Here is a 22033-nt window from a genome sequence, read left to right on the forward strand (position 1 = left end):
AAAGGAATAGAATGCCCATGGCTAAGAACCAAAGGGATGAACTCGTCTTTCTGCCGCTTGGCGGCGTTGGCGAAATCGGCATGAATATGGCGGCCTATGGCTTCGGCCCGGCCAACAAGCGCAAGTGGATCGTGGTCGATTGCGGCGTCAGTTTCGGCGGGCCCGACCTGCCGGGGATCGAGCTGATCATGGCCAATCCCGAATTTCTCGAGGAAAATGCCGACGATGTGCTGGCGCTGATCCTCACCCATTCTCACGAAGACCATTACGGCGCCGTGCTCGACCTCTGGCCGGTTTTCGACAAGCCCGTCTATGCCACCCCATTTACCGCTGCCATGCTGGCGGCCAAGCGGGCAGGGGACGGCATTGTCGAAAATGTCGACATCAAGATCATGCGCCCGGGCAAGGCCTTCACTGTCGGGCCCTTCACCATCGAGCCCATCAATGTCGCCCACTCGATCCCGGAATCGAACGGGCTGCTGATCACAACCCCTATTGGGCGGGCCCTGCACACCGGCGACTGGAAGCTCGACCCCACTCCGGTCGTCAACGCGCCGACTGATTTTGCGCGTCTCCAGGAGATTGGCGAGGACACATCCACGCCCATGGCCCTGATCTGTGACTCGACCAATGCCACGAAGGAAGGCGAGAGCCCGAGCGAGCAGGAAGTCGGCGACAATCTCGCAAAGCTCATTGCCGACGCGCCGCACCGCGTTGCGGTCACCACCTTTGCCTCCAATGTGGGGCGCGTGGTCTCGATCGTCCGCGCTGCCCACAAGGCGGGCCGCGAAGTTGTCCTTTCCGGTCGCTCGCTGCACCGCATCATGGGCATCGCCAAGGAATTGGGCATGCTTGAAGGCATCCCGGCCTGGCACGATCAGGACGGCTACCGCTCCATCGCCCGCAGCAAATGCGTGCTGATCTGCACCGGCAGCCAGGGCGAGGCGCGTGCCGCCATTGCCCGCATCGCGCGGGGCGATCACCCCGTTATCGATCTCAATGCCGGCGACCGCATGATCTTCTCGTCCTGGGCTATCCCCGGCAATGAACGTGAAGTCATCGACATCCAGAACCTCCTCATCGACAAGGGCGTCGAAGTCATCACCGCCGCCGATGCCATGGTCCATGTCACTGGCCACCCGCGCCGTGGCGAACTGAGGAAACTTTATTCCTGGGTCAAGCCGAATGTCCTGGTGCCCGTACACGGCGAGGCCGTGCATCTGACGGCCCATGCCAAGCTCGGCCGCGAAGAAGGCATTCCCAATGTCTGCGAGGCCCGCAATGGCGACATGGTGCGCCTCATCCCCGAGCCCATGACCTTCCCGGCTGAAGTGCGCACCGGCGAGCTCTATCTCGACGGGCTGGTGCTCTGCACGCCTGAGGAAAGCGGTGTCAAGGGACGCCGTCGTCTCTCCTTCGGCGGCATGGTCATTGTCAGCCTCTGCGTCAATGGCGGCGGCCAGGTGGTGTCCGGGCCGGACCTGGTGATCGAGGGACTGCCCGAGACTGACGATGAATCGGTCACCGACCTGATCGAGGACACCATCACCGGCGTCATCAAGTCCATGCCGGCCAAGCGCCGCAGCGATACCGAAGTGCTGAACTCTGCCCTGTTTAAGGCCATCCGCAACGAGGTCAACGCCTTCTGGGGCCGCAAGCCCAATGTCAGCGTGTTCGTGCATCGGGTGTGATGCGGGACTGAAATTCTTTCCACCCACCAGCTGTCACCCCGGCGAGGGCCGAACCCATCTCGAGATTTCAGGATGGGCCCCAGGTCAAGCCCGGGGTGACATCCGGTGGGAATGGGAAACAGCCGCGACAATCCCGACCCTTCCCCCAGTGTCGCGCACAAGCTAGAGATACCCCATGCAGATCGGTTCAATCATTGCCGTCTATTTCGTGGTCTGGTGGCTCACCTTCGTGGCCGTGCTGCCCATCGGCAGCCACAGCCACCACGAAACCGGCGCCGAAATCGTCGCCGGCTCTGACCCGGGTGCTCCCATTGCGCCACGCCTGATTACCAAGGCGCTGGTCACCACTGCGCTTGCCGCTGCACTCACCGCACTGCTGCTCTGGGGTCTTGGCAACCAGACCCTGCAGGCCTACTGGAACCGCTGATCCTTACCTGTCCCTATGGGGAAAGCGCTGCCCCGGAATTGACCCTAGGTCGGACCGCAGGGCCGGGTGTGGGAGGGCTTCGGCACGATTGGCCAAATCCCCCTAGCGCTTCTTCGCTACCGCATGCACATGCGCCATTGCCAGCGCCGCCGCGATATCCTCTTCCGTCGCCCTTGCCAGAACCATTGTCGTCCAGCCCTGCCGCCCCCAGCCATTATCGATGCGCTGAAACAGCTCCGGGGCCACCAGGCATTTGAATTCCTGCTCCTCGGGCGTAAGTTTGAGATTGGCGCTGAGGCCATCGGCGGCAAGCGTCGCAAAGGTGCGATGGACCTTGTAAGCGGTCCGGTCGAAATGCGGCGCGGAATTGGTGCCCGGCAAGGCCAGCGCAATTCGGGTGAAACATTCAGAGTCAGCCATAGCCCCTTGCTCCTGAAATAAAAAAAGCAGGGCACGAAGCCCTGCTTTTGAAAGTTTGTTCGACAATACGTTGGTCTTAGGCACGCTATACAGCGGCAGCCAACGCTCCTCCCTTGACGTTGTCGACGTCCGGCGGTTTGGGCCGCCTTTGTTTTATTGGGGCGGACCCTAACAACAGAAAATGGGTCTGCCAAGTAGATTCTGCATAGCTTGCATGCTTGCATCGAATGGACGCTTGCGGTTTGAGTGGGCATCGGCGAAACCCTCGAGTCGCCTGACCTTTTCTTTGGAGTTCCCATGCGCCTTTCCCGCTATTTCCTGCCGGTGCTGCGTGACGTCCCCAAGGAGGCCGAGATCGTCTCCCATCGCCTGATGCTGCGCGCCGGCATGATCCGCCAGCAGGCCTCCGGCCTCTATTCCTGGCTGCCGCTCGGCTACAAGGTTCTGATGAAGGTGCAGAAGATCATCGAGGAGGAGCAGAACCGCTCCGGCGCGATCCAGCTGCTCATGCCCACCATCCAGTCTGCCGATCTCTGGCGCGAGTCGGGGCGCTATGACGCCTATGGCAAGGAGATGCTGCGCATCGAGGACCGGCATGAGCGCGAATTCCTCTATGGTCCCACCAATGAGGAGATGATCACCGATATCTTCCGGACCTATGTGAAGTCCTACAAGGACCTGCCCCTCAATCTCTACCACATCCAGTGGAAGTTCCGGGACGAGGTGCGCCCCCGCTTTGGCACTATGCGCTCGCGCGAATTCCTGATGAAGGACGCCTATTCCTTTGATCTCGACGAAGCGGCGGCCGTAAAAGCCTTCCAGCGCATGTTCGTGGCCTATCTGCGCACCTTCCGTCGCATGGGCCTGGTCGGCATTCCCATGCGCGCCGATACCGGCCCCATCGGCGGCGACCTGTCCTATGAATTCCACGTCCTGGCCGATACCGGCGAAAGCGGTGTCTTCCTCGACAAGGGCCTGCTCGACAAACCCATTCCGCCTGCCGACACCGATTTCCGTGGCGATCTCGATCCGATCTTCAAGGACTGGACTTCGCTCTTCGCCGCCACCGACGAGATGACCGACGAGGCGGGGTTCCGCGCTGCCGTGCCCGAGGACCGTCAGTTGATGGCCCGCGGCATCGAGGTCGGCCACATCTTCTATTTCGGCACCAAATATTCAGAGCCCATGAAGGCCAATGTTACCGGCCCCGACGGCAAGGATATCACTGTCCACATGGGCTCCTATGGCATCGGCCCGACCCGCGTCGTCCCCGCCATCATCGAGGCCAGCCATGACGAGACCGGCATTATCTGGCCGGTCTCCGTCGCGCCCTTTGAGGCTGTTTTGATCAATCTCAAGGCCGGCGATGCGGACACTGACGCCGCCTGCGACGCGCTCTATGCCGAGTTGACCGCCGCCGGCATCGACCTGCTCTATGACGACCGCGACCAGCCCGCCGGCTCCAAATTCGCCACGGCCGATCTCGTCGGCATTCCCTATCAGCTAATCCTCGGGCCGCGCGGCCTTAAATCCGGCGAAGTCGAGATCAAGCATCGCAAGACCGGCGAGCGTGAAACGCTGCCGCTCACCGGGGCGGTCACCCGCCTCAAGAGCCTGATCGAACCCCAGCGGATGACCGACATTTGACCAACAGCGCGCGCGCAGCACCGGGAGGCCGGGCAACCCGGCCTTTCTCCCGGTTCGAGTGGATGATTGCCGGACGCTATCTGCGCGCCCGCCGCAAGGAGGCGTTCATTTCGGTGATCGCCAGCCTCACCATGGTGGGCGTCGCCATTGGCGTGGCGACGCTTATCGTCGTCATGTCGGTGATGAACGGCTTTCGCGGCGAACTGCTCGACAAGATCCTCGGGCTGAATGGGCATTTCACCGCCCACCCCATCGAGAGCCAGTTCACCGACTACAAGGAGACGGTGGCCGCGCTCGAACAGGTCGATGGCGTCTCTTTTGCCGTCTATTTCGTCGAGGGCCAGGTGCTCGCCTCAGGTTTTGACTCCACCGGCGTCTCGGTGCGTGGAATGGACGAGGAGAATCTCAAAAAGCTCGACCTGCTCTACAATTCGGCCGAGCAAGGCGGTTTCGATCAATGGGATGATAGCCGGGGCGTCGCCATCGGCTATCGCCTCGCCCAGACCCTGGGCGTCGGCATTGGCGATCAGGTGCAGTTGATCAACCCCGATGGGGCGATGACCCCCTTCGGCTCGACCCCGCAGATCCGCTCCTACCCGGTCAATGCCATCTACAATCTGGGCATGGTCGAGTTCGACAGCTTCTTCATGTACATGCCGCTCGAACCGGCACAGGACTATTTCCGCATGGTCGATGAGGTGCTCAAACCCGGCTTCGCCCAGCTCGACCCGCTGGCCTCCGACGCGGAAATCGATGCCGCCTATCAACGCATTCCCCACGCCTCGGCGGTGGAAGTGTTCATCGACGATCCCGATGAGGTGGGTCTCATGCGTCAGCGCCTGCAATCGGCGCCGGGTGTCCGCCCGCTGGTGCTGACTGATTGGCAGCAGCGTAACGAGACCTTCTTTTCGGCCCTGCAGGTGGAGCGGGTGGTGATGTTCACCATCCTCTCCATGATCATCCTGGTCGCCGCCTTCAACATTATTTCCAGCCTCATCATGTTGGTAAAAGACAAGAGCGCCGATATCGCCGTGCTGCGCACCATGGGCGCCACGCGCGGCGCCATCATGCGCATCTTCTCTCTCACCGGCACGGCTATCGGCGTCATTGGCACCCTGGTCGGCACCGGGATGGGCCTGGTCGTCGCCGCCAATGCCGAGACCCTGCGCGCCTCCATCTCCGGCTTGCTCGGGGTTACCCTCTTTCCACCGGAAGTCTTCTTCCTCTCCTCGCTCCCCAGTCGCACCGACCCCATGGAGGTCACCGTGGTGGTCTGCATGGCCCTCGGCCTAAGCTTCCTCGCCACGCTTTATCCGGCCTGGCGCGCCGCCCAATATGATCCGGTGGAGGCGCTGCGATATGAGTAAGCCGCATCTCAGGCTCAGCGGCGTCCACCGCCACTATGGCGAGGGCGACCGGCTGGTCCGCGTACTCGAGGCCGCCGACCTCATCGTCGAAAGCGGCGAACTGGTTGCCCTGGTTGCCCCTTCGGGCGCCGGCAAGTCGACCTTGCTGCATCTTTGCGGGCTGCTCGAATCCCCCCAGGGCGGCGAGATCGAGATCATCGGCCAGCCCACCAGCAGGCTCGGCGACCGCGCACGCACCCAGTTGCGTCGCTCGACGGTCGGCTACGTCTACCAGTTCCACCACCTGCTGCCCGAATTCACCGCGCTCGAAAACGTGGTGATGCCCCAGTTGATCGCCGGCGTCGATCAGAAGGTCGCCGAGGGCAGGGCGATGCAATTGCTCGATCTGCTCGGGGTCGCCCCGCGCGCCACCCATCGCCCCGCCGAACTTTCGGGCGGCGAACAGCAGCGCATTGCAATTGCCCGCGCCGCCGCCAATCATCCCCGCGTCATCCTGGCCGATGAACCTACCGGCAATCTCGATCCGGAAACCAGCGATCTGGTCTTCGGGGCCCTGAAGGACCTGATCAGGAATGAAGGCGCCGCCGCCCTCATCGCCACCCACAATCACGACCTCGCCCGCCGCGCCGACCGTATCGTGACGCTCAGGGGCGGTCTGGTGATGCCGCATACCCTCTGACGGCCGCCCGGGCTGCCCTGGCCGGCGGGTTGAATGTCCTTGAGATGTCACCGCTGACTGCAGAGCACCGCCGCCCACCGGCTGTCGCCCGGGCCTGACCCGGGGCCCATCCTGAGATGGCGCGCGAGCTGGACGCCTTTCGGTGTAAGTGGGCAGAGCTCAGGATGGAACCTGGCTTTCGCCGGGGTGACAACTGGTGGGTGACGGCAGATTTTCGTCGTCTCATTGCATGAACTCGACGGTCGCAATGAAGGCATTTCCTGCCATCCAACCGTTTCGTGGCCCCCACACGGCCTACTCCTGTTTCAGGGGAAGACCAGAACAGGTGTTGACCTCAGGGGCTTCCACGATCCCGATCGGTCCTTCCCCCTCATTCAAGGGGAGCTTAGGTAGGATTCCTGCTGGACGAAAAAGTAATCCCCGCGCGCAAACCCTCCACCATACTCCTTCCATCCCCGTCACACACGCGGCTCGACGCTGGGCCGGGCAGGGAGGCCGGGAAGAGGGGCGCCTCTTTACGCGAGTTGAAGCTCCGCAGCCGGACCTGCAAGAACGGTACCGCCTGAATCCGGACCCGTGCAAAATCCGTGCTTCCGTGACGAACGGCCAGTGGCTCTTTCACTTGAACATTCATATTTCTGGGCCCTTGGCCGTTCGTTACCACAAGCCGAGAGGCCGGTCGGCTCTTCCGCACGTCCCGAATCTTAACACCCGACCAACCTCTCCTAACGAAATTCTAACCAATTAACCGCTGTCCCCGGTTTCACCGCTCTTCCCGTCTGGACGAGAACAAATCGAGAATATAAAAGAACATTACAGAAACACAGGAGACCAAAATGCTCGATTTTGTCAAAGACCTCGCCGCTTTCGTTACCCTGGGCGCCTTTACCATCGGTTTGCTGACCTGGATGGATATCGTCACCCACATCGCCTGATGGCTGTGGATTGACGCAACGGCGGTTTGACCCCGCGCGACCTGTGCCGCAGGGTCAGACCAGGAGATGCAAATGCGCGGCCCAGGCTTCATTCACCTTCATGTTCACTCTGCCTTCTCGCTTCTCGAAGGCGCCTTGCAGCTGGAGACCATTCTCAAGCTCGCCGCAGAGGATGAACAACCGGCTCTCGGTATAGCCGACACCAACAATCTCTTCGGCGCCCTCGAGTTCTCCGAGAAGGCCACCAAAAAGGGCATTCAGCCGCTGATCGGCGTTGAGCTGGCCGTCGATTTCGCTGCCGCCGAAGAGCGGGTCAGCGAAAGGGGCCACACCGCTTGGACGGGCAAGTCCTCCATTGTCCTCATGGCCCAGACGGAGGAGGGTTTTTCCAACCTCTCGCAGCTCGTCTCCCGCGCTTACCTCGAAGGCGAGGACGGACTGGCGCGGGCAAAGCTGGATTGGATGACCCGCGAAAGTCTTTCGGGCCTGATCTGCCTCTCCGGCGGTCCCGAAGGCGCCATCGATATGGCTTTTGCCAATGGCCAGGATGCAAATGCTGTCCGCCGCCTGGATCGCCTTGTCGATCTCTTCGGTGACCGCTTCTATGTCGAATTGCAACGCCACGGCCGGCCCATGGAGGCGACAGTTGAGCCGCGCCTCGTCGACTACGCCTATCGCAAGGGCATCCCCTTGGTCGCGACCAACGAACCCTACTTCAAGACCGAAAAGGAATATGAGGCGCATGACGCCTTGCTGGCCATAGCCGGCGGCTCCGTGCTGGCTCAGACGGAGCGCCGCAAGCTCAACGACCAGTATTTTTTCAAGTCCCGTGCAGAGGTGGTCGAGCTCTTTGCGGATCTGCCCGAAGCGCTGGATTCAACGATAGAGATTGCCCGGCGCGTAGCCTTCCGTCCGCGTACCCGCGGGCCCATCCTGCCAAAATTCGCCGCGGGCTCACACGCTACCGAAGAAGAAGTGGTTGCCGCCGAAGCCGCCGCGCTGCGCAAGATTGCTGTGGAGGGTCTAGACAAGCGCCTGCAAACCGTAGGCCTGGCGCCGGGCAAGGGAGAAAAGGAATATCGCGAGCGCCTCGATTTCGAGCTGGGCGTCATCGAGAACATGAAATTCCCCGGCTACTTTCTGATCGTGGCCGACTTCATCCAATGGGCCAAGGGACACGACATTCCAGTGGGGCCAGGCCGTGGCTCGGGCGCCGGCTCACTGGTGGCCTATGCCACCACCATCACCGACCTGGACCCGCTCCGCTACAATCTGCTGTTCGAACGCTTCCTCAATCCTGAGCGCGTCTCGATGCCGGACTTCGACATCGACTTCTGCCAGGATCGGCGCGAGGAAGTCATCGACTATGTGCAGGACAAATACGGGTCCAGCCAGGTCGCCCAGATCATCACTTTCGGTACGCTCCAGGCCCGCGCCGTGCTGCGCGACGTGGGTCGCGTCTTGCAGATGCCCTATGGCCAGGTCGACCGCATCTGCAAGCTTGTCCCGGCCAATCCGGCCGATCCCTGGTCCATCGAGCGGACCATGAAGGAAGTGCCCCAGTTCAAGCAGATGGCCGACGAGGACGAGACGGTCGGGCAGCTGGTTGAGGTGGCGAAAGCCCTCGAAGGTCTGTTCCGCCACGCCTCGACCCACGCTGCGGGCATTATTATCGGTGACCGCCCGCTTCAGGAACTGGTACCACTCTACCGCGATCCCCGATCCGACATGCCGGTCAGCCAGTACAACATGAAGTGGTCTGAATCCGCTGGGCTGGTGAAGTTCGACTTCCTTGGGCTGAAAACCCTAACCACCATCCGCTATGCGGTGGACATGGTGAAAAACCGGGGCGTCGAACTCGACATCGACGCCATCCCCATCGATGACGCGGCGACGTACAGGCTTTATGCCCGTGGCGATACCTACGGTATCTTCCAGTTTGAATCGGCCGGCATGCGCCGGGCGCTGATGGAACTCAAGCCCGACCGCATCGAAGACCTCATCGCCATGAACGCGCTCTATCGGCCCGGTCCGATGGACAATATCCCGAGCTTCATCGACCGCAAGCACGGGCGCGAGGAGGTGGATTATCCCCACGCCGCGCTCAAGGAAGTGCTCGACGAGACCTATGGCATCATCGTCTACCAGGAACAGGTGATGCAGATCGCCCAGCTCCTCTCGGGCTATTCGCTGGGTGAAGCCGATATGCTGCGCCGCGCCATGGGCAAGAAGATCAAGGCGGAAATGGATGCCCAGCGCGTCCGCTTCCGCGACGGCTCCGGGCCCCAGGGTGTCAGCGAGGCGCTCGCCGACCAGATATTCGACCTCCTGGCCAAGTTCGCTAATTACGGCTTCAACAAGAGCCACGCGGCAGCCTATGCCTGGGTCTCCTACCAGACCGCTTATCTCAAGGAACACTTCCCGCACGAATTCTATGCGGCCTCGATGACGCTCGATATGGCCCAGACTGACAAGCTCGCCGATTTCCGGCGCGAGGCGGGCAAGAAGGGCATTGAGGTTGTCCCGCCCTGCGTGAACCAGTCCGAGGTGGTATTTTCGGTCAAGGACGATCGCGTCCATTATGGCCTGTCCGCGGTCAAGGGCGTAGGCCGCGCTATGGCCGAGCACATTGTCGAAATGCGTGGGGATCGGCCCTTCAAGAATATGGGCGACTTCGCCCGTCGGGTCGATCCGCGCGTCCTCAACAAGCGCACGCTCGAAACTCTGGTCAATGCAGGTGCCTTTGATGCCCTGGCGCCGCGTCGCGAGGTGGCCTTTGCCGCCGTGGAATCGGTCATCGGCACGGCCCAGTCGCTAACGGCGGATCGGTCAAGTGGCCAGGTCTCGATGTTCGACAGCGCTGAGGAAGAGCCGTTCCGCCTCCCCACGGGCGTTGCTGTCTGGAATTCCACCGAGCGGGCAGACCGGGAACTCGCCGCCATCGGCTTTCACCTATCGGCCCATCCGCTCGATGCCTATGCGGACCTGTTCGAAAAGCTGCGCGTACAGCGCTGGAGCGATTTCGAGCGCGCCGTCAAGGACGGGGCAGGGGCGGGACGACTGGCTGGCACAATTTCGTCGCGTAACGACAGGCGAACGCGTAAGGGCACGCCGATGATGATCCTGACCCTGTCCGATCAGAGCGGCACCTTCGAGACCATCGCCTTTTCCGAGCAGATAAATGAGTTCGGTGCCATCCTCCAGCCCGGCAATTCGGTCATTCTTCATGTGGGAGCCGATGAGCGCGCCGAAGGCATCAGCCTGCGTCTGATCTCAGCCGAGCCAATCGAGGGCATGGCCGAGCGCGTCGATCGGCAACTGACCGTGTTCACCGCCGATGCCAAGGCCCTGGGGGCCATAAGTGCCCAGCTCAGGCGGGGCGGCAATGGCACCGTCAATTTCGTGGTGATCCGCGATGGCGGCGCCCGCGAATATGAGATCGAGCTTCCCGGTAAATACAGCATCACCCCCGAAGTTGCGGGGGGCATCAAGGCGCTCGAGGGAGTGACAGACGTGCGGTTCGCTTGATGGGCTGCGCCAACGAACGCGGGAGAGGGAACATCTGCTCCGTCTCTCCCGCATAGGGGCTTTCACCCTTGTCCCCGCGTCCGGGCGCGGGTCTATGATGGAACAATAGCACTCAGGTGAGGCGGGTTCCTTGACATATTCGTGAAAATGCCATTCATCCCGGCGTCTTGCGCTGATCGCTTGCCAACTGGGGCACGTTCGCCTATAGCACCCACGCGTTCGGCTCGGCCGGACGTGATTTCACACACGAAACAGGTTTTCCTTCGCTGGAAATCCATCCGGTGGCGGGTTCCGCTGCACGTTTCGTGGAGGCATCAACCGGTAAAGGAGCAGCCCATCATGGCACTGCCAGAATTCTCCATGCGTCAGCTTCTGGAAGCTGGCGTTCACTTCGGTCACCAGAAGCATCGCTGGAACCCGAAGATGGAACGCTATATTTTCGGCGTTCGCAACGACATCCACATCCTTGACCTGAGCCAGACCGTGCCGGCCCTGAGCCGCGCGCTGCAGCTGGTGTCCGACACTGTGGCAGATGGCGGCCGCGTGCTGTTCGTCGGCACCAAGCGTCAGGCTGCACCGCTGGTGGCTGACGCCGCCAAGCAGTCGGCCCAGTATTATGTCAATTCCCGCTGGCTCGGCGGCACGCTGACCAACTGGCAGACTATCTCCAACTCGATCGCCCGCCTGCGCGAGCTCGAGTCCATGAGCGAGGCCGATCTGGCCCTGCGCACCAAGAAGGAACGCCTGATGATGTCCCGCGAGCAGGAGCGTCTCGAGCGCGACCTGGGCGGCATCAAGGACATGGGCAATCTGCCCAACCTGCTGTTCGTGATCGACACCAACAAGGAAGAAAACGCCATCAAGGAAGCCCGTCGTCTGGGCATCCCGGTCGTTGCCATTGTTGATACCAATTGTGATCCCGACATTGTCGACTTCGCCATTCCCGGTAATGACGACGCCAGCCGCGCCCTTGAGCTCTATGTCTCGCTGATTTCGCGCGCTGCCATCGACGGCATCGGCCGTTCGTCCAGCGCGCTCGGCAACGACATCGGTTCCGCGTCCGAAGCGCCGGCCGAAGACCTGCCGAGCGAAGGCGAAGCTGCCGTCAACTAATCGTCGTGCAGGCATGCCTTTCTCGATGAGAGGCATGCCCGGCCCGATCCGGGCTAATCCAACCAAAAAAGCGCCCCGTGAGGGGGCGCCAAGAGGTGAACCCATGGAAATCACTGCTGCACTGGTCAAGCAGCTCCGCGACTCGACTGGCGTCGGGATGATGGACTGCAAGAAGGCCCTGGCCGAAACCAATGGCGACATGGAAGCCGCAGTCGACTGGCTGCGCACCCGTGGTCTTGCCAAGGCCGCAAAGAAAGCCGACCGCGTTGCTGCTGAAGGTCTGGTCGGTGTTGCCACCGCCGGCACCAAGGCTGCTGTCGTGGAAGTCAATTCCGAGACCGACTTCGTTGCCCGCAACGAACAGTTCCAGAACATCGTGGGCACTGTCGCCAAGCTGGCACTCGACGCCGATGGTGACGTCGTCAAGCTGGGCGAGATGCCGTTCCCCGGCACCGGCCACTCGGTTTCCGCCGAGCTGACCGAAGCCATCGCCAAGATCGGCGAAAACATGAACCTTCGTCGCACGCAGACGGTCTCGGTGACCGATGGCGTCGTGGAAAGCTACACCCACAATGCGGTCAAGGCCGGCCTCGGCAAGATCGGCATTCTGGTGGCTCTCGAGTCGACCGGCGACAAGGCGGCCCTCTCGGCCCTTGGCAAGCAGCTTGCCATGCACATCGCCGCTGCCCAGCCCCAGGCCATTTCGCCCGATGAACTGGACCAGGATCTGGTCGCCCGCGAGCGCGCCATCATTCTCGAGCAGGTCAAGGAAAGCGGCAAGCCCGCGGACATCGCCGAGAAGATGGTCGAAGGCCGCATGCGCAAGTACTTCGAAGAAGTCACTCTTCTGAGCCAGGTCTTTGTGATCGATGGCGAGACCAAGGTGGCCGACGCGATCAAGAACGCCGAAAAAGACGCCGGCGCTCCGATCAAGCTGACCAAGTTCGTGCGTTTCGCTCTCGGCGAAGGCATTGAGAAGGTCGAAAGCGACTTCGCTGCCGAAGTGGCAGCCACTGCCGGCGCAAAGTAGCCGCTCGAATTGGGGGCGGGCCCTCGGGCCCGTCCTTCGCTCTCCAGCACTGTCCAGTTCTGGATCGAGCCTGTGCATTTCTCATTCATCTCATGCAGAGCCTCGGCTTCATTTGCCGGGCGTTTTGCCCTAGGGTTCGCCCCGGTTCGCCGGATTCGGTGGCCCACAATTCCGATCAAGGGGTCTGGCCGATGTCGTCTGCCTACAAGCGCATATTGCTCAAGGTTTCGGGTGAGGCGCTGGCAGGGGACAATTCATTTGGCATCGAGCCGCCGTTCTTGCAGGGCATCGCGGCTCAGATCGCCGACGTAGCGCGCTCGGGCGTACAGGTCGCCATCGTGGTGGGTGGTGGCAACATCTTCCGCGGCATGGCCGGGGCCGCTGACGGAACAGATCGGGTCACAGCGGACCTGATGGGCATGCTCGGCACCATGATCAATGCTTTGGCCCTGAGCAATGCGATCACTCGCCAGGGCGTGAAATCAAAGCCCTTTAGTGCCGCCACCATGCCCTCGGTCGCCGATACCTTCACCGCGCGGGACGCAAAGCTGGCGCTCGAAGAGGGCTTTGTTGTCGTCCTGGGTGGTGGCACCGGCAATCCGTTCTTCACCACCGATACGGCCGCGACCCTGCGTGCCATAGAACTGGAATGCGACATGGTGCTTAAGGGTACCAAGGTCGACGGCGTCTATTCGGCCGATCCAATGAAGGACCCGACAGCAACACGCTACAGCCAGATCAGCTATGATGATGTTATCAGCCAGAATCTCAAGGTCATGGACACAGCCGCATTCGCGCTTGCCCGCGACAACGCCATGCCGATAATCGTATATGCATTGGACGACGAAGCAGGCTTGGCCGGCGTGCTGGAGGGCAGGGGTCTGTCAACACGCGTTGGCGACCCGGCCTGACCTTGGCAATCGTACCTGTCGGTTCCCTGAATTGGCAGGTCACCAGATATAGGCCAGGCGCGGGGCAGCAGACCAGGCCCGGCAAAGAACTGGAAGGAAACGGCAATGGCCGCAAATTATGATCTCAATGACCTCAAGGCCCGGATGCAGAAATCCATTGCCTCCCTCAAGGAGGAACTGGGTGGCCTGCGAACGGGCCGGGCCAGCGCCAGCCTGCTCGAACCGGTGACGGTGGAGGCCTATGGGTCGCGCATGCCGCTCAACCAGGTCGCCACGGTTACCGTTCCCGAGCCGCGCATGCTTTCGGTGCAGGTCTGGGACCGCACCATGGCCAACGCCGTTGAGAAGGCGATCCGCGATAGCGGCCTTGGCCTCAACCCGATGGGCGAGGGTCAGGTCATCCGCGTGCCGCTGCCCGAGCTCAACGAGCAGCGCCGCAAGGAACTGGCCAAGGTTGCACACAATTATGCCGAACAGGCCCGCGTTGCCGTCCGCCATATTCGTCGCGACGGTATGGATGCCTTGAAAAAGGCGGAGAAGGACGGCGACATGAGCCAGGACGACGCCAAGAAGCAGTCGGAACTGGTGCAGAAGGCCACCGATGACGCCGTCGCCGATATCGACGCCGTGGTGGCGAGCAAGGAACAGGAGATCATGCAGGTCTGATAGACCGCGGATCTCGCGCCGGGAGGGCATTTATGGCAGGGGAACCGGCCGCCAGTGTGAAAGTCGAGACGGGCGTGGGCCTGAAAATCCCGCGTCATCTTGGCGTCATCATGGACGGCAATGGACGCTGGGCCAAGTCGCGCGGCAAGCGGCGGACCGAGGGGCATGTTGAGGGCGTCAAGGCTCTGCGTGGCCTTGTCGAGCATTGCATCACCTATAGCGTCTCCTATCTGACGGTCTTCAGTTTCTCGTCCGAAAACTGGTCGCGACCGCCCGATGAAGTGTCCTTCATATTCAATCTGCTGCGGCGCTTTGTTGCTTCGGATCTTCAGCGGCTGATCCGCAACAATGTCCGGGTGCGGATCATTGGCGCGCGCGAGGGACTGGATCCCTCGCTGGTGCGGTTGATCGAAGATGTCGAGGCCAAGACTTCGGCCAATACCGGCCTCGTCCTGGTCGTTGCCTTCAACTATGGCAGCAAGGCCGAGATCGTGGCTGCGGCCCGCCATCTGGCGCGGGAAGTCGCGGCCGGGCGGCTCGATCCCGAGGACATCAATGAACAGCGCCTGGGCGATGCCCTCTATACGGCCGGGTTGCCGGACCCCGACCTGATCATCCGCACCAGCGGCGAGCAGCGCCTGTCCAATTTCCTGCTCTGGCAGGCCGCCTACGCCGAGTTCGTCTTTGTCGACGAGCATTGGCCCGATTTTGACGAGGCCAGCTTCGTCCGGGTCCTCGAAGTGTTTTCCCAGCGTGATCGGCGCTTTGGCGGCATTGGAGCGACGGCGACTTGACCGAACCGCGGGGCCATCATGCAGAGTCTGCGACACCGGCCCGGCGCTCCTGGGCCGATGTGGGGCCGCGGCTAGCGTCGGCCTTTGTGCTGATCGCCCTGACAACAACCGCCCTCTATGTCGGCAGTTACCTGTTCGCAGCGGTGGTCGGCGCTGTCTATGGCGGCGCGTACCGCGAGTGGGAAACCATGGTGTCGCGCTCGCCCCTGACACCTGTGGGGTGGGTGCTAATCGGAATCGTCGGAATTTCGGGGCTCCTCTACCCCGCCTTCGGCCCACTCGGCACGTTCTCGGCGATCGCCCTGGCCTGCATTCTGGCCGGCTTCATGGAGCGCGAGCACCTGGTCTGGCGCGTCGGCGGGCTGGTGCTCTTCGGCCTGCTGATCGTTTCGATTCTCGCCATGCGCGGCTCGGGCTTCGACGGCATCTGGGCGGGACTCTATCTGGGCACCGTGGTCTGGATGACCGACTCGGCCGCCTTCTTCACTGGCCGGCAGATTGGCGGTGAAAAGCTGGCCCCAGACATTTCGCCCTCCAAGACCTGGTCAGGCGCCCTGGGCGGACTGGCGCTGGGAACTGGCGCAGGTCTCATTGTCTGGCTTTGGGTGACAGATTCCCCAATCTGGATCGGGGTCCTGCTTTCTGCGGCAATCAGCATCCTTGGGCAGGCCGGAGATTTAACCGAGAGTGCCATCAAGCGCTTCTTCCGCATCAAGGACAGCGGCGACATTATTCCTGGTCATGGTGGGTTGATGGATCGGCTCGACAGCCTCACATTCGGCGTGTTCCTGGTTGTTATTCTGGGCGCGGCACATGGTGGATTCGGCGCCATTGCTGAGGGATTACTCCACTGGTAGTGCCCCGGCTCCGTCTCCGGGCGCACCTGTTTTGGAAACTGCATGTTTGAATTTGCGCTCTGGCTCCTATCCTACCTCGCGCCTTTTTTGGTGGTGCTCACGGTCATCGTGTTCGTCCATGAGATGGGGCACTATCTCGTCGCGCGCTGGAACGGCGTTGCCATCCAGACCTTCTCGGTGGGCTTCGGCCGCGAATTGATCGGCTGGGACGATCGGCATGGGACGCGTTGGCGTATCTCGGCCATTCCGCTTGGCGGCTACGTCCGCTTTGTGGGAGACATGAACGCGGCGAGCGTCCCAGACCCCGAGGCGGCCAAAGCTGTACCGCCGGAACTGGCGCCGCGTCTGTTCAAGAACAAGAATGTCTGGCAACGCATTGCCATTGTCGCTGCGGGTCCGCTGGCCAATGTCCTGCTGACCTTTGTCATCCTCTACGCCCTGCTGCTCGGCTATGGCCGCTATACCCTCCCGCCCGTTGTCGGCGATGTGCTGAACGGGTCGGTGGCCGAGTCTGCCGGGTTCAGGCCTGGAGACGAAATTCTGTCGGTTGACGGCTATGCCGTGCGCGGATTTGAGGATTTCCAGCGCTATGTCGCCACTAGCCCGGAGCGCACTGTGGCTGTCGAACTCGATCGCGATGGTGCCGTGCAGGTTATCACTCTGGTTCCTGAAGCGGTGGAGGTCGAAGATCGCTTCGGCAATGACCAGAGAATCGGCCGGATAGGCGTTAGTCGAGAAGTCGAGGAGGGCGAATTGACCCTCTATCGCCCTGGCCCCATCGAAGCGGTGGGCATGACCTTGGAGGAAATCCGCTTCATCGTGCAGCGCACAGCGGCCTTCCTGGGAGACTTCTTCGTAGGTCGGGGTGATGTCGAGCAACTGGGCGGGCCGGTCAAGGTGGCCAAGGTTTCTGGGGAGGTGGCCACTCTTGGAATTGTCGCGTTCATTAACCTGATGGCGCTGCTCTCGCTCAATATCGGCGTATTCAATCTCCTGCCAGTGCCCATGCTCGATGGTGGACACCTGCTGTATTATCTGGTCGAAGCTGTCCGTGGCCGTCCGCTCAGCCTGCGTATTCAGGAGATCGGGTTCAGGTTCGGGTTTGCCCTGGTGCTGGCCTTGATGGTCTTTACACTGTTCAATGACACGGTATTCGACCATTTCGGCATTTTTCGCTAACCCATTGTTAACCTTGGTTCGCAAGGTGTTGCATGAATACAAGTGCGCCAATGAATTACTAACCGCGTGGTCACTCACGCCTTGTTCCTGGTTAAAAAAACAGTAAAACAGTTCAATGGAGTTAGCTTGGGGGAGCGCTGTGCATGGCGATTCTCCGGGCCGGTCGCAGAAGGCAATAACAATATGATTCACCCCACCAAGCTGATGCGTGGCGCGGTTTCCGCGATCGCCATTCTAGGGGCAGCCCCCATGGCCGCTGGCGTGCCTGTCCTTGGCGTCGTGACTGCGCAGGCGCAGGAGCAACTCGTTGCTTCCGTGCTTTTCGAGGGCAACCGTCGCTTCCCCGACAGCCAGCTCCTGGCGATGGTCGATATGTCGACCTCGGGCATCTTCAGCCAGCAGCGCCTGAATGCCGATATCGAGAGCATTCGCATGGCCTATGACCGCGACGGGTTCACTTCCGTCTCGGTAACGGCAAGGACCGAGCAAACCGACGATGGTCGCGTCCGGGTGATCTTCACTGTCAATGAAGGCGAACGCGCGGGTATTGCGGCGATCAACTTCACCGGCAATAATTCGATTGGTGGCAACAACCTCAAAGGCACCATGCTCACCAAGGAATCGGGCGTGCTGAGCTGGCTGCTCCGCGACGATACCTATGACGAGCAGAAGATGGCGGTCGATCGCGAGCGCATCCGCCTTTATTACGCCAATCGCGGCTTTCCCGACGCCCAGGTCAACTCGGTTGCCGAGTATGACGCTTCGCGCAATGCCTATTTCGTCAACGTGACCATCAATGAAGGCCAGAAGTACGAGTTCGGCAATGTCGGTATAGAGACCAGCATTGATGGCCTCAATACCGATGTGCTGCGCGGTACCGTCCGGACGGGGCAGGGGGCGACCTATTCGGTCATGGACCTGCAGCAGTCCATCGAGGACATGGCTTATGAGGCGACTGCGCAGGGTTATTCCTTTGCCGACGTCCGCGCGCGCCTTGATCGCGATGTGGCCACCAACAGCTTCAACGTGACCTACCTGGTCGATGAAGGCGCTCGCATCTATGTCGAGCGCATCAATATCACCGGCAATGTGAAAACCCGCGACTTCGTCATCCGGCGCGAGCTGGACTTTGCTGAAGGCGACCCGTTCAACCGCTCCATGGTGGTGCGCGGCCGCAATAACATCGACGGCCTCGGGTTCTTCTCCAAGGTTGACGTCACGACAGGTCCTGGCTCGGCGCCTGACAAGATCGTACTCAACATCAACGTGGAAGAAGCGTCGACTGGCGAGTACGGCGTGACGGCGGGTTATTCGACTTCGGACGGCATTTTGGGCGAGTTGTCCCTGTCCGAGCGCAATTTCCTTGGCCGTGGCCAATACCTGCGCGCCGCCATTGGCGCGTCCCAGTCGGGTCGCACCTTCGACTTCTCCTTTACCGAGCCGCGCTTCATGGGCCTGCGGGTCTCGGCCGGCGTTGACGCCTATCACCGCATCAACGACGAAACCTCCGCCAGCTACTACGGTTCTGAAGCGACCGGTGGTCAGTTGCGCGTCGGCGTGCCGCTGACCAGTGCTCTCAATGCCCAGTTTTTCGGTGGCTACGAGCGCAAGTTGATCAAGGATGTCGATGCGCCGAATTCGACTTTGGTCACCAATGGCGACACGTTTAACAAAGCATTCATCGGCTATACGTTGACCTGGAATGGCGTCGACGACGTTCAGAACCCGACCGAAGGCCTCTATGCTACGTTCACCCAGCAATATATCGGCTGGGATCACAACCTGCTGCGCACCGAAGCGCGGGCGCGTTACTTCATGCCACTCATTCCAGATAGCGGCATGGTGGCCAGTGTGCGTGGCCAGGCCGGTGTTATCAATAGCCTTAACGGTGGTACGGTTCATCCGGTTGAAGCCTTCACGCCGGGCTCGCAGCTTATCCGAGGCTTTGAGGGCAGGGGATTCGGCCCGCGCCTGGGAACTGGCGAGTATGTCGGCACCACGATGTTTGCTGGTATCTCTGGCGAAATCGAGTTCCCCATCCCCGGCCTGCCCGAAAACTATGGTTTGAGCGGTGCGGTCTGGGCCGATGCTGCTTGGATTGGCGACAGCAGCAACATTTTGGGTGGCGGCGGTGCTGTTGCGACGAGCAACGACCAGCCATGGCGCACCTCCGTTGGTGCGTCTCTGATCTGGGATTCGCCGTTTGGTCCGCTGCGTGGCGACTTCGCGCATGTCCTCAACAAGTCGACCGACGACCGGACGCAGATGTTCCAGTTCACCATCTCCACCTTGCTCTAGCCAGAGCGGCGTGACAAAGTTTTGGAGCCGCGGGGCGGTAGCGCCGCGGCTCCTTCTATTTTGAAACATCGGACCGAAAAGTGCGAGGCGGTTTTCGGGCCACTCCGGTGTGCGAACAAGGATCCAGAGCGCGCGATTCTGTTCAACAAGAACGGCCTGCGCGCCAGATGACACAATGGTCGACACCCGTTTTCACCGCTTTGCCGGCCCGCTGACACTGGGCGCCCTGCTGGCCCAGCTTGGTCGCGCCGATCTTGCCGGAAGCCTTTCAGATACCGACCAGGTCATTACTGGCGTATCCGAGCTCGATCTGGCCGAGCCGAGTGATCTCGCCTTTGCTGCTCAGCCCAGCTACATTGAAGAACTGCGTCGCACTGCGGCCGGTGCCGTTCTGGTGACTCCGGCGCTGCTCGACGCGGTCCCCGCCGGTTGCATTGCTATTTCCATCGACAAGCCGCACGATCTCTTTGCCGACATCCTCGACACGCTTTATCCCTCCAGCACGCGCTCGGTGATTGCCTCGCGTCGTGATGATCTGGGCGCGCCGATCTTCGAGCGCGACGTCACCCTCGGCACTAATGTCGTGGTCGGCGCCGGGGTCGAGATCGGCCGCGGCACCATTATCGGCGCCAATACCGTGATCGGCGCTGGCGTCACTATCGGCCGAAACTGCGTCATCGCCGCCAATAGCACCATTGATTGTGCCCATATTGGCAATGATGTCGTGCTGCATTCCGGTGTACGCGTCGGCACGGAAGGCTTCGGCTGGCTCGATTTCGGCGGGTCAAACCGGAAGATACCCCAGCTTGGCAGGGTCGTTATCCAGGACCGGGTGGAGATCGGCGCCAACAGCACCATCGACCGCGGTGCCCTCGGCGACACGGTGCTCGGCGAGGGAACCAAGATCGATAATCTGGTCCAGATCGGCCACAATTGCCGCATCGGCCGCTACTGCCTGATTGCCGCCATGAGCGGCCTCTCCGGTTCCACCATTGTTGGCGATGGGGTGCTCATGGGTGGCGGCGTTGGCACTTCTGGCCACCTTAGCATCGGCGCCGGATCGGTCATCCATGGTCGCGCTGCCGTCACCAAGGATTGGCCGGCCGGCTCCAAGCTTGCCGGTGCGCCGGCGCAGGATATAAGAGATTTTTGGCGTGAACTCGCCGTTATGCGTAAACTGTCGAAGGGGGAGAAGCGGGGATGAACGATACCACCGCCGTAACAGAGCTCAATGCCATGAGCATTGCTGAAATTCTGGAAGCGCTGCCGCACCGCTATCCCTTCCTGATGATTGATCGCATTGTCGACATCAATGGCGATGAATCGGCTATCGGCATCAAGAACGTCACTTACAACGAACCCATTTTCACCGGACATTTTCCGGGCAATCCGATCTTCCCGGGCGTGCTGATCATCGAAGGCATGGCCCAGACGGCCGGCGCCATCGTCATCAAGCATGACTCCACCGGCGGGACCAAGAACATCGTGCTCATGCTCGGCGTGGACAATGCGCGCTTCCGCAAGCCCGCAGGACCTGGCGACACGATTGAATTTCACATCACCAAGATGCATCGTCGTCGCAACGTTGGCCGCTACGAGGCCAAGGCCAAGGTGAATGGCGTCGTGATTGCCGAGGCCGAAATCACCGCGATGATCGTGGGTGTGCCCTCGTGAGTGCTCCCGCCGTTCATCCCACGGCGATCATCGCTGACGGCGCCAAGCTCGGTAAAGGCGTTCGCGTCGGCCCCTACAGCATTGTCGGGCCCCGCGTCACGCTTGGGGACAATGTCGAACTGGTGTCGCATGCCGTCGTGGAGGGCAACACGACTCTTGGCCCCGGAACGCGCGTCTTTCCCTTTGCGTCGGTAGGCCATCAGCCGCAGGATCTGAAATTTCACGGCGAGGATTCGCGCCTGGAAATCGGTGCGAACTGCACGATCCGCGAATCGGTGACCATCAATCCCGGCACCGAAGGCGGCGGCATGCTCACCCGCATCGGAGACAATTGCCTGATCATGGCGTGCGCCCACATCGCTCACGATGTGATCTTGGGCAATGATGTGGTGATCACCAACTATGTCGGCATCGCCGGGCATTGTCGTATCGGTGACTTTGTGCGGTTTGGCGGCACCTGCGTCATCCACCAGTTCACGCGCATCGGCTCACATGCCTTTATCGGCGCGCAGTCCATGGTCGATGGCGACGTCATACCCTATGGCATGGCCGTCGGCAATCGCGCCGCGCTGACCGGCCTCAACCTCGTCGGTCTCAAGCGCCGGGGCTTCGAGCGTGAAGACATTCACCGGCTGCGTGCGGCCTATCGACAGATTTTTGCCAGCGAAGGCACGCTGCGCGAGCGGGTCGAGGACGCCGCCGAATTGTTCCGGGACGATGTTCTGGTGCAGGAGGTGGTGCGGTTCATCTCCGAGGCAGAAGACCGCCCCATTCTCTTGCCGCGCAATGGGCACGAGAGCGAATAGCTGCGTCACGG

18 protein-coding genes are annotated in these 22033 nt (G+C 61.4%); 17 read left to right on the forward strand and 1 reads right to left on the reverse strand.

Going from position 1 to position 22033, the window contains the following annotated elements; genetic code table 11:
- Positions 1–17: 17 nt before the first annotated feature.
- A complete protein-coding gene (locus tag ACXYMS_RS11770; protein ID WP_458906495.1) occupies positions 18–1691 on the forward strand; it encodes a ribonuclease J in 1674 nt (557 codons plus the stop codon).
- Between the two features lie 175 nt (positions 1692–1866).
- Positions 1867–2118 (forward strand): DUF1467 family protein, encoded by a 252-nt coding sequence (locus ACXYMS_RS11775; protein WP_458906497.1) that lies wholly within the window; start codon positions 1867–1869, stop codon positions 2116–2118.
- A gap of 102 nt (positions 2119–2220) precedes the next feature.
- Here ACXYMS_RS11775 and ACXYMS_RS11780 read toward each other — a convergent pair whose 3' ends face one another.
- The gene (locus ACXYMS_RS11780) at positions 2221–2538 is read right to left on the reverse strand and encodes an MmcQ/YjbR family DNA-binding protein (protein WP_458906498.1); all 318 of its coding nucleotides are present in this window, start codon (positions 2536–2538) and stop codon (positions 2221–2223) included.
- A 297-nt stretch (positions 2539–2835) separates the two neighbouring features.
- Here ACXYMS_RS11780 and proS point away from each other — a divergent pair, with 297 nt between their 5' ends.
- The 15 genes from proS to lpxA all read left to right on the forward strand — a co-directional run bounded on the left by proS (position 2836) and on the right by lpxA (position 22022).
- Positions 2836–4185 carry a proline--tRNA ligase gene (gene proS, locus ACXYMS_RS11785; protein WP_458906500.1) on the forward strand — a complete coding sequence of 450 codons (1350 nt, stop codon included), beginning with the start codon at positions 2836–2838 and terminating at the stop codon, positions 4183–4185.
- A gap of 62 nt (positions 4186–4247) precedes the next feature.
- Positions 4248–5552, forward strand: a complete 1305-nt coding sequence (locus ACXYMS_RS11790; RefSeq protein WP_458906501.1) for an ABC transporter permease — start codon at positions 4248–4250, stop codon at positions 5550–5552.
- The gene (locus ACXYMS_RS11795) at positions 5545–6231 is read left to right on the forward strand and encodes an ABC transporter ATP-binding protein (RefSeq protein ID WP_458906503.1); all 687 of its coding nucleotides are present in this window, start codon (positions 5545–5547) and stop codon (positions 6229–6231) included. Before ACXYMS_RS11790 ends, ACXYMS_RS11795 begins: the two co-directional genes overlap by 8 nt.
- A 1007-nt stretch (positions 6232–7238) precedes the next feature.
- Positions 7239–10694 (forward strand): DNA polymerase III subunit alpha, encoded by a 3456-nt coding sequence (gene dnaE / locus ACXYMS_RS11800; protein ID WP_458906505.1) that lies wholly within the window; start codon positions 7239–7241, stop codon positions 10692–10694.
- Positions 10695–11033: 339 nt separating this feature from the next.
- The gene (rpsB, locus tag ACXYMS_RS11805; RefSeq protein ID WP_458906507.1) at positions 11034–11807 is read left to right on the forward strand and encodes a 30S ribosomal protein S2; all 774 of its coding nucleotides are present in this window, start codon (positions 11034–11036) and stop codon (positions 11805–11807) included.
- A gap of 103 nt (positions 11808–11910) precedes the next feature.
- Positions 11911–12837 (forward strand): translation elongation factor Ts, encoded by a 927-nt coding sequence (gene tsf / locus ACXYMS_RS11810; RefSeq protein WP_458906508.1) that lies wholly within the window; start codon positions 11911–11913, stop codon positions 12835–12837.
- Between the two features lie 191 nt (positions 12838–13028).
- Positions 13029–13748, forward strand: coding sequence for a UMP kinase (pyrH, locus tag ACXYMS_RS11815; RefSeq protein ID WP_458906510.1), 720 nt, complete (start codon positions 13029–13031; stop codon positions 13746–13748).
- A 105-nt stretch (positions 13749–13853) separates the two neighbouring features.
- Complete coding sequence (frr, locus tag ACXYMS_RS11820; RefSeq protein ID WP_458906512.1) at positions 13854–14414, forward strand: ribosome recycling factor; 561 nt, start codon at positions 13854–13856, stop codon at positions 14412–14414.
- A gap of 32 nt (positions 14415–14446) precedes the next feature.
- Positions 14447–15208 carry an isoprenyl transferase gene (locus tag ACXYMS_RS11825; protein WP_458906513.1) on the forward strand — a complete coding sequence of 254 codons (762 nt, stop codon included), beginning with the start codon at positions 14447–14449 and terminating at the stop codon, positions 15206–15208.
- Positions 15205–16065, forward strand: a complete 861-nt coding sequence (locus tag ACXYMS_RS11830; protein WP_458906515.1) for a phosphatidate cytidylyltransferase — start codon at positions 15205–15207, stop codon at positions 16063–16065. The genes ACXYMS_RS11825 and ACXYMS_RS11830 overlap by 4 nt, the downstream gene beginning before the upstream one ends.
- Before the next feature lie 42 nt (positions 16066–16107).
- Entirely contained in the window at positions 16108–17244 is a 1137-nt protein-coding gene (gene rseP / locus ACXYMS_RS11835; RefSeq protein WP_458906517.1) for an RIP metalloprotease RseP, read from the forward strand.
- A gap of 183 nt (positions 17245–17427) precedes the next feature.
- Positions 17428–19542: an outer membrane protein assembly factor BamA gene (gene bamA, locus ACXYMS_RS11840; protein WP_458906519.1), complete on the forward strand. Its 2115-nt coding sequence runs from the start codon at positions 17428–17430 to the stop codon at positions 19540–19542.
- Between the two features lie 175 nt (positions 19543–19717).
- Entirely contained in the window at positions 19718–20746 is a 1029-nt protein-coding gene (gene lpxD / locus ACXYMS_RS11845; protein WP_458906520.1) for a UDP-3-O-(3-hydroxymyristoyl)glucosamine N-acyltransferase, read from the forward strand.
- Positions 20743–21216 (forward strand): 3-hydroxyacyl-ACP dehydratase FabZ, encoded by a 474-nt coding sequence (fabZ, locus tag ACXYMS_RS11850; protein WP_458906522.1) that lies wholly within the window; start codon positions 20743–20745, stop codon positions 21214–21216. Before lpxD ends, fabZ begins: the two co-directional genes overlap by 4 nt.
- The gene (gene lpxA, locus ACXYMS_RS11855; RefSeq protein WP_458906523.1) at positions 21213–22022 is read left to right on the forward strand and encodes an acyl-ACP--UDP-N-acetylglucosamine O-acyltransferase; all 810 of its coding nucleotides are present in this window, start codon (positions 21213–21215) and stop codon (positions 22020–22022) included. Before fabZ ends, lpxA begins: the two co-directional genes overlap by 4 nt.
- Positions 22023–22033 lie beyond the last annotated feature (11 nt).

This window comes from Devosia sp. CAU 1758, assembly GCF_054482695.1.

What these genes read in the sequence shown, in the direction of transcription:
- fabZ (WP_458906522.1), top strand. Translation starts at nt 20,743, where the DNA reads ATGAACGATACCACCGCCGTAACAGAGCTCAATGCCATGAGCATTGCT.
- proS (WP_458906500.1), top strand. Translation starts at nt 2,836, where the DNA reads ATGCGCCTTTCCCGCTATTTCCTGCCGGTGCTGCGTGACGTCCCCAAG.
- lpxD (WP_458906520.1), top strand. Translation starts at nt 19,718, where the DNA reads ATGGTCGACACCCGTTTTCACCGCTTTGCCGGCCCGCTGACACTGGGC.
- ACXYMS_RS11795 (WP_458906503.1), top strand. Translation starts at nt 5,545, where the DNA reads ATGAGTAAGCCGCATCTCAGGCTCAGCGGCGTCCACCGCCACTATGGC.
- tsf (WP_458906508.1), top strand. Translation starts at nt 11,911, where the DNA reads ATGGAAATCACTGCTGCACTGGTCAAGCAGCTCCGCGACTCGACTGGC.
- ACXYMS_RS11770 (WP_458906495.1), top strand. Translation starts at nt 18, where the DNA reads ATGGCTAAGAACCAAAGGGATGAACTCGTCTTTCTGCCGCTTGGCGGC.
- ACXYMS_RS11790 (WP_458906501.1), top strand. Translation starts at nt 4,248, where the DNA reads ATGATTGCCGGACGCTATCTGCGCGCCCGCCGCAAGGAGGCGTTCATT.
- frr (WP_458906512.1), top strand. Translation starts at nt 13,854, where the DNA reads ATGGCCGCAAATTATGATCTCAATGACCTCAAGGCCCGGATGCAGAAA.
- rpsB (WP_458906507.1), top strand. Translation starts at nt 11,034, where the DNA reads ATGGCACTGCCAGAATTCTCCATGCGTCAGCTTCTGGAAGCTGGCGTT.
- dnaE (WP_458906505.1), top strand. Translation starts at nt 7,239, where the DNA reads ATGCGCGGCCCAGGCTTCATTCACCTTCATGTTCACTCTGCCTTCTCG.
- ACXYMS_RS11780 (WP_458906498.1), bottom strand. Translation starts at nt 2,538, where the DNA reads ATGGCTGACTCTGAATGTTTCACCCGAATTGCGCTGGCCTTGCCGGGC.
- ACXYMS_RS11775 (WP_458906497.1), top strand. Translation starts at nt 1,867, where the DNA reads ATGCAGATCGGTTCAATCATTGCCGTCTATTTCGTGGTCTGGTGGCTC.
- rseP (WP_458906517.1), top strand. Translation starts at nt 16,108, where the DNA reads ATGTTTGAATTTGCGCTCTGGCTCCTATCCTACCTCGCGCCTTTTTTG.
- ACXYMS_RS11825 (WP_458906513.1), top strand. Translation starts at nt 14,447, where the DNA reads ATGGCAGGGGAACCGGCCGCCAGTGTGAAAGTCGAGACGGGCGTGGGC.
- pyrH (WP_458906510.1), top strand. Translation starts at nt 13,029, where the DNA reads ATGTCGTCTGCCTACAAGCGCATATTGCTCAAGGTTTCGGGTGAGGCG.
- bamA (WP_458906519.1), top strand. Translation starts at nt 17,428, where the DNA reads ATGATTCACCCCACCAAGCTGATGCGTGGCGCGGTTTCCGCGATCGCC.